Here is a 6,927-nt window from a genome sequence, read left to right as displayed (position 1 = left end):
GGGGCGGGGGGGGGGGGTTGGGGGGGGGGGGCCGCGGGGTGGGGCGCGGGGCAACGTGGCCCCCCGCTGGGACCCGGGCGGCCCGGCCCCGGCGAGCGCAGCGGCACGCAGCCTTCAATGGCCGCCGTCGAGCGCCTTCAGCTCACTCACCAGCGAGGCCGCCGCTTCGGCACCGTCGCCGTACAGCATGCGGGTGTTGTCAGCGTAGAACAGCGCGTTTTCGATCCCGGCAAAGCCGGTGCCGCGGCCCCGCTTGATCACCACCACGTTGCGCGCGTTGACCACATCCAGCACCGGCATGCCGTAGATCGGGCTGGCCGGATCGGTGCGCGCCACTGGATTGACCACGTCGTTGGCACCGATCACCAGCACCACGTCGGTGGTGGCAAATTCAGGATTGATGTCGTCCATGTCGGCGATCAGGTCGTAGGGCACGCCGGCCTCGGCCAGCAGCACGTTCATGTGCCCGGGCATGCGCCCGGCCACCGGGTGGATGGCGAACTTCACCTTCACCCCGCGCGTGATCAGGCGCTGCGCCAGTTCCCATATCTTGTGCTGGGCCTGGGCCACGGCCATGCCGTAGCCGGGCACGATCACCACCCGCTCGGCAAAACCCATCATCGCCGCCACGTCCGCCGCTTCGATCGGTTTCTGCGAACCGGCAATCGCCTGTGCTTCGCCGCCGGCGGTACCGCCGAAGTTGGAGAACAGCACGTTGCGGATCGGCCGGTTCATCGCCTTGGCCATCAGCCGGGTCAGCAGGATGCCGGCCGCACCGACCATCATGCCGGCGATGATCAGCGCTTCATTGCCCAGCACATACCCTTCAAACGACACGGCCAGGCCGGTGAACGCGTTGTACAGCGAGATCACCACCGGCATGTCGGCGCCACCGATCGGCAGCGTCATCAATACACCCAGCGCCAGGGCCAGTACGAAGAACGCAACGATGGCCCAGGTACTGAGCGTGCTGGCGGCGATGATGCCCAGCAGCACCACGGCCAGCGCCACCAGCAGATTCAGCGCCTGCTGCCCGGGCCAGGTCACGCGCTTGTCGAGGCGGCCATCGAGCTTGGCCCAGGCGATCACCGAGCCGGACAGCGACACCGCACCGATCGCGGCGCCGACCACGGCCAGCACCAGCACCGTGCCGGAGGGCTGCCGCGCGGCCAGATCGGCCAGTGCCTGTGCACTCCAGTGGCTGGTATCGCGGTTGGCCAGGAAGGCGTAGCGCAACAGCTCCACCGCGCCGATAGCCGCCGCCGAGCCACCGCCCATGCCGTTGTACAGCGCGACCATCTGCGGCATGTCGGTCACTGCCACCTTGCCGGCCGACCACCAGGCCAGGCCGGCACCGAGCAGCAGTGCCACCAGGATCAACGGCACGTTGTGCAGCTCGGGCAGGAAGAAGGTGGCCACCGTGGCCAGCAGCATGCCCAGCCCGGCCCAGCGGATGCCGCTGCGTGCGGTGACCGGTGAAGCCATGCGCTGCAGCCCGAGCAGGAACAGGGTGGCGGCGACGAGATAACTGGCCTTGACCAGCCAATCGAGCAGTTCGACGGTGCTGATGTTCAAGCCTGTGGCTCCTTCGATTCGTCCTTGCCGCCCTTGCGCACGCTCGGCTTGAACATTTCGAGCATGCGTGCGGTGACCACGTAGCCGCCGGCCGCATTGCCCGCACCCAGCACCACGGCGAGGAAGCCCAGGGCTTTCTCCAGCGGTGTCTGCGCGTGGCCCAGCACCACCATCGCGCCGATCAGCACGATGCCGTGGATGAAGTTGGACCCCGACATCAGCGGGGTATGCAGGATCACCGGCACCCGCGAAATGATCACGTGGCCGGCGATCGCGGCCAGCATGAAGATGTACAGCGCTACGAACCCGTCACTCACCGGCAACGCTCCTGCTCTGTCTTCGTCGCCCCATCATAACCACGGGCTGAACCCGGCGCGCGTCCGCGTCAACCGCAGCCCTGCTCACGCGTTGTCGATGGTGACCCCTGCCGAGGAACCGTACCCTGTGCTGGTGAGCAGCCCCCTTCCCCCAGCCACCGATGCCGATGCCGTTCCGGCTTCGCTGGAGGCCTTCCTGGCCAGCGTCGGGCCGCGCGCCTTCCGCTTCGCCGAGGCCGGCCTGCGCCAGCGCGATGACGCACTGGATGCGGTGCAGGATGCGTTGCTGCGCATGCTGGACTACGCCGACAAGCCGGCCGCCGAATGGGCGCCGCTGTTCTGGAGCATCCTTCGCCGCCGGGTGATCGATGTGCAGCGCCGCCGCCGTTTCCGCCTGCCGTTCTGGCGCGACAACCAGGATGCGGACGGTGGCCAGATCGACTGGGCCGACCCCGGCCCCGATCCGTCGCAGGCGCACGAGCAGCGCCAGCAGTACCAGCAGCTGGTGCAGGCCCTGCGCGACCTGCCGGCCCGCCAGCGCGAAGCGTTCACCCTGCGCGTGCTGCAGGACCTGGACGGCGCCACCACCGCCCGCGCCATGGGCTGCAGCGAAGGCGCGGTAAAGACCCATCTGGCACGCGCCCGACAGGCGCTGCAGCAGCAACTGGAGATGCACCCGTGAACCGTCCCCTGCCTTCCGATGACGCCCTGCGCAGCCTGCACGCGCAGTCGTTGCAGGCGCTTTCACCGGCCACCCTGGCACGCCTGCGCCGGGCCCGCCATGCAGCCGGCCCGGCACATGCGGGTCGCTGGCGCTGGTGGTTGGCCAGCGCCTGTTCGCTGGTGATCGCACTGGGCATCGGCATCCAGTTCGTCGGCCCCGGCGATCATCCCGGAGCGGCCACCCCTCCCAGCGTGGCCGCAGAAGAAGACAATGGCGTGCTGTACGACGAGAATCCCGATCTGTACCTGTGGCTGGGCGACAACGACCTGGCGATGGAGTGAACCATGTTGCGACGTCCCACCCTGCCCCTGTTGATCCTCCTGACCCTGCTGTCGGCTGCTCCTGCGCTGGCGCTGGCGCAGGCCGCTGCACCGGTACCGGCACCTTCCCCTTCCACGCGGCAGTTGCCGCTGGCACCGCTGCCGGGCTGGGAGCAGTTGACGCCCGCGCAGCGCGAAGCCCTGCTGGCGCCGCTGCGCGACCGCTGGAACGGGGCCGACCCCGCACAGCGCCAGCGCATGCTGTCGCATGGGCAACGCTGGCAGTCGATGAGCCCGGAAGAACGTGACAAGGCCCGGCGCGGCCTGCGCCGCTTCGAGCACATGAGCCCGGAGCAGCGCGAACAGGCGCGCGCCCTGTTCGGCCAGATGCGCGGACTGCCGCCGGCACAGCGCGATGCCCTGCGCGACCGCTGGTCTCAGATGACCCCGGACGAACGCAGGGACTGGGTGCGCGACAACCCACCGCCGGCAAAGCCGCGGTAACGCGGTAGCGCCGGGCCGTGCCCGGCACGCGCAGCATCCGCCGGGCGCGGCCCGGCGCTACCGGATCAGGCCTGCCAGCGGGTCTTGGCCAGCAGTTCGTCGTCCCAGTCGAAGACGCGTTCACCGTCACGCACGAACAGGGCGGCGAAGTTCATCAGATTGCGCGCGTACATCTCACTGGCCTGGGTCGCGCCACGGCTGGCCAGGCCCAGCGGCCCATCGATGCTCACCCCGTTGTGCTCGATGCATTGACCCGGTTCGGTCAGTGCGCAGTTGCCACCGCTCTCGGCGGCCAGATCAACGATCACGCTGCCCGGTGACATGCCCTCCACCATCGCCGCGGTGACAATCGTCGGCGCCGGGCGCCCGGGTACGGCGGCGGTGCAGATCACCACGTCCACGCCGCGCAGGTGGTCGCCCAGGCGTCGCTGCTGTTCGGCACGTTCCTCATCGGTCAGCGCGCGCGCGTAACCGCCCTCGCCCGCTGCGCTCACGCCCAGGTCAAGGAAGCGGGCACCCAGTGACTGGATCTGCTCGCGGGTTTCCGGGCGCACGTCGAAGCCTTCCACCTGCGCACCCAGCCGGCGTGCGGTGGCGATGGCCTGCAGACCGGCCACGCCGGCCCCGATCACCAGCACCTTGGCCGGGCGCACGGTACCGGCGGCGGTGGTCAGCATCGGGAAGAAGCGCGGCGCACGTTCGGCCGCGATCAACGCCGCCTTGTAGCCGGCCATGCCGGCCTGGGAGCTGAGCACGTCCATGGCCTGCGCACGGGTGGTACGTGGCAGCTGCTGCAGCGGGAACAACAGCAGGCGATCATCGTTGGCCAGGGTGGCCAGTGCCGGGTCGCTGGCCGGCGTGAGCAGGCCGACCACGCAGGCACCGGGCTTGAGCTGGGCCAGTACCTGCGCCGCAGGCGCCTGCACGCACAGCAGGATGTCGATCTCGCCCCAACGGCCGGCATCGAAGGCGCGAGCGCCCGCATCGTCATAGGCGGCATCGGGGAAGCCCGCGGCCAGGCCGGCACCGGCTTCGTACCAGACCGTGATGCCCAGCGCACCGAGCTTGCGCGCCGTTTCCGGCGTCAGCGCAACGCGCCGTTCGCCCGGCGCGGTCTCCTTGATCCCCAGCAACGCCACGGCCATGCAGATTCCCGCTGATCGGTGAGTGGGTCCGATCCTAGCAGGCGTACGCGGCTCAGTGCAGGGTCGCCCCACCCGGGTCCAGGCGGTCGAGCACGCCCTGCATGGCGCTGTCGAACGCACCATCGTCCACATGCGGACGCAGGCGGCCCAGCCGCACCATCACCGCCAGTTCTTCCGGCGAGGCCACGCAGAAGCGCACGCCACGCCGATTGACGAACAGCAGGCGCGATGAAATCGGGCTGATCCAGGACAGCTTGCCGGCCTGCACCTTGCCATCCTTGTCGACGAAGTCCAGCCAGTTGCCGATCGCCATCTGGCGGAAGCGGTCGGCATCGGCATTGTCGAAATCTTCGGTGTTGAACGTGCTGCCCAGTTCCACCGCCGGAGTTTCCGGTGCCGGCGGCGCCGGCAGCACCACCTGCGGCAGTTCCGGCAGCGCGCGCTGCAGCTCCGGGCGCGACTCGGCAATGCCCTGCAGCGTGTCATGCAATGCATCGATGGCGGCGGTGGCGGCATCGCCATGCACACCCACGCTGGCAAACACCTTGGCCAGCACCGGCTGCCAGGCCTGCAGCCATGGCTTGCCGATGATCTGGCGGCGGGCCTCGGCCACTTCTTCCAGCAGCCCATCGCCCAGGTTCAACGCCTCGGCAACCGATGCCCCTTCCTCGCCCTCGCGCAGCAACGCCAGCGTCAGGTGATGCTGCCAGGGCTGACGCAGGAACTCGGCCATGGCCGACGGCAGGGTTGCATCGGCGATGCGGCGGTCCAGCTCGGCACTGGCACGGGTACGGGCCATTTCCAGCTTTTCCTGCCCGCGCTGGGTTTCAGCGGCGCGGCGCTCGGCGATTTCCACCCGACGCCGGTGCTGCACCAGGAAATCGCGGAATTCCTCTTCCAGGGTCAGGAAGATCGCAAGGTTCTCGTTGAACTCGGCCACCAGCCGTTCGACGATTTCTTCCACCTTGGCCATCAGCATGCGTTCGGCCTGGCTTTCACCGGTGTTGCCCTCGCAGGCCTCGGCCAGCGAGTTGAGCAGCTTGCGCGCCGGGTGGGTCTTCTGCACGAACATGCGGCGGTCAAGCATCGCCACCTTCACGAACGGCACCACCAGGCGACCGATCAGCTCACGCGAGCGGCCCTCCAGTTCGCGCTCATCCAGCATCACGTCGAACAGCATGCCGACCAGGTCGATGGCATCTTCATCCTGCGCGTCCAACCGGGTCTGGCCGGGTTCCACACCGAGCCGGGTGGCGCTGGACAGCACTTCACTCTTCAGCCGCTGCGCCAGTGATTCGCCGTCTTCGCCGATCGCCGCACGCAGGGTCGCGCTGGGCGTGGCCTGCAGCAGCGACAGCACCGACATCATCTCTCGCTGGCTCAACGGGCGGTGCTGGCCGACCGCAACCTGCGCGGCGGACGTAGCATCCTCACGCACATGGCGGGTCTGCTGCAGCAGCTCGTGCAGCGCCTCCAGCAGCATGCCCTGCTGTCCGGAATAGGCCTCACCGGGGGCCCCTTCTTCGCCGCCGCCATGCTGCTGCATGTGACCACGACGTTCGGACCAGCGCGCGGCAAAGCGCTGCGCCCAGGCCGGGGCGGCCTGTTCTTCATCGTTGAATTCGTTGTCGACCCCTGGCGCCGTCCGCTGCTCGACCAGGTCATCCAGGCCATGCACCGCGTGCTGCGCCGGGGCGGCCGACAGCGGGCGGCGCGGGGCCCCCATCTGCGACATGACACCGGCGGCGGCCAGGTGCTCGTCCAGTTTCTCGTAGATACGGCCGACCGGCGCGCGCATGTCGCGCTCGCACAGTTTGATCAGCACCAGATGCACTTCCGGCGCCAGCTCACAGCCGGAAAAGGCTTCGTGGATGGCCACGCCCAGGTGCTCGGGACTGATCGGATTGAGGTCGGCATCCAGTTCGATACCACCGCCCAGCCAGCCCAGGCGCCGGTCGAGCCGCGCCAGCACCGGCTTGAAGTCACGCAGCAGCACGGTCGCGAAGTTGCGCACGGCCAACCGCGACTCCAGCACGTGTTCGGGCAGCAGGCTCAGGCCATCCTCGGCCTGGCCGGACAGGGTGACCTCGGCAGACAGCGGCTCGCCGGCTGCCAGGCCTGCCCAGGCCCGCCCAAGATGGCCAGCGAACGCACCTGCGATCTCATCACGGCGACGGCGCAGCTCGCGCATCGCGTCCAGGAACAGCAACTGCGACGAGCCGGCGTTGCCGGCACGGTCGAACAGGGCATCATCGAAACGGGCCAGTGCCGCCCCGAAGGCCTGGCACAACGCCGGCAGGACGATGTCCCGGGCAAGCTGAAGCTGGGCCGGGTCTCGGCCCGGCGACCCCATCGGAGTGGGCGCGCTCATCATTCGGGAAGGCTCCCCACCTTCTCTGGTG

General features: G+C 69.1%; 7 protein-coding genes. 3 read left to right on the top strand and 4 right to left on the bottom strand.

What is annotated here, in order from left to right; translation table 11 throughout:
* Positions 1 to 114: 114 nt before the first annotated feature.
* Together ACVOLJ_RS18780 and ACVOLJ_RS18775 are read right to left on the bottom strand one after the other, a co-directional pair.
* Positions 115 to 1,575 (bottom strand): NAD(P)(+) transhydrogenase (Re/Si-specific) subunit beta, encoded by a 1,461-nt coding sequence (locus tag ACVOLJ_RS18780; protein WP_481564808.1) that lies wholly within the window; start codon positions 1,573 to 1,575, stop codon positions 115 to 117.
* Complete coding sequence (locus ACVOLJ_RS18775) at positions 1,572 to 1,892, bottom strand: NAD(P) transhydrogenase subunit alpha part 2 (RefSeq protein ID WP_475279151.1); 321 nt, start codon at positions 1,890 to 1,892, stop codon at positions 1,572 to 1,574. The genes ACVOLJ_RS18780 and ACVOLJ_RS18775 overlap by 4 nt, the downstream gene beginning before the upstream one ends.
* A gap of 97 nt (positions 1,893 to 1,989) precedes the next feature.
* Here ACVOLJ_RS18775 and ACVOLJ_RS18770 point away from each other — a divergent pair, with 97 nt between their 5' ends.
* The 3 genes from ACVOLJ_RS18770 to ACVOLJ_RS18760 are packed head-to-tail and all read left to right on the top strand — an operon-like array spanning position 1,990 to position 3,380.
* A complete protein-coding gene (locus tag ACVOLJ_RS18770; protein WP_481564807.1) occupies positions 1,990 to 2,574 on the top strand; it encodes an RNA polymerase sigma factor in 585 nt (194 codons plus the stop codon).
* On the top strand, positions 2,571 to 2,897 hold the full coding sequence (locus ACVOLJ_RS18765) for a hypothetical protein (protein WP_481564806.1): 327 nt from the start codon (positions 2,571 to 2,573) through the stop codon (positions 2,895 to 2,897). The genes ACVOLJ_RS18770 and ACVOLJ_RS18765 overlap by 4 nt, the downstream gene beginning before the upstream one ends.
* Before the next feature lie 3 nt (positions 2,898 to 2,900).
* Positions 2,901 to 3,380 (top strand): DUF3106 domain-containing protein, encoded by a 480-nt coding sequence (locus ACVOLJ_RS18760; RefSeq protein WP_481564805.1) that lies wholly within the window; start codon positions 2,901 to 2,903, stop codon positions 3,378 to 3,380.
* A 65-nt stretch (positions 3,381 to 3,445) separates the two neighbouring features.
* Here ACVOLJ_RS18760 and ACVOLJ_RS18755 read toward each other — a convergent pair whose 3' ends face one another.
* Positions 3,446 to 4,525 carry an NAD(P) transhydrogenase subunit alpha gene (locus tag ACVOLJ_RS18755; protein ID WP_475279155.1) on the bottom strand — a complete coding sequence of 360 codons (1,080 nt, stop codon included), beginning with the start codon at positions 4,523 to 4,525 and terminating at the stop codon, positions 3,446 to 3,448.
* Positions 4,526 to 4,577: 52 nt separating this feature from the next.
* A complete protein-coding gene (locus ACVOLJ_RS18750; protein ID WP_481564804.1) occupies positions 4,578 to 6,899 on the bottom strand; it encodes a DUF1631 domain-containing protein in 2,322 nt (773 codons plus the stop codon).
* Between the last annotated feature and the right edge of the window lie 28 nt (positions 6,900 to 6,927).

The sequence above is a fragment of the Stenotrophomonas sp. STEN046 genome (assembly GCF_056759755.1).
This window is presented reverse-complemented; position numbering and strand designations above follow the sequence as displayed.

Coding starts and splice junctions, on each gene's coding strand:
- ACVOLJ_RS18760 (WP_481564805.1), top strand. CDS start 2,901: ATGTTGCGACGTCCCACCCTGCCCCTGTTGATCCTCCTGACCCTGCTG.
- ACVOLJ_RS18755 (WP_475279155.1), bottom strand. CDS start 4,525: ATGGCCGTGGCGTTGCTGGGGATCAAGGAGACCGCGCCGGGCGAACGG.
- ACVOLJ_RS18750 (WP_481564804.1), bottom strand. CDS start 6,899: ATGATGAGCGCGCCCACTCCGATGGGGTCGCCGGGCCGAGACCCGGCC.
- ACVOLJ_RS18770 (WP_481564807.1), top strand. CDS start 1,990: ATGGTGACCCCTGCCGAGGAACCGTACCCTGTGCTGGTGAGCAGCCCC.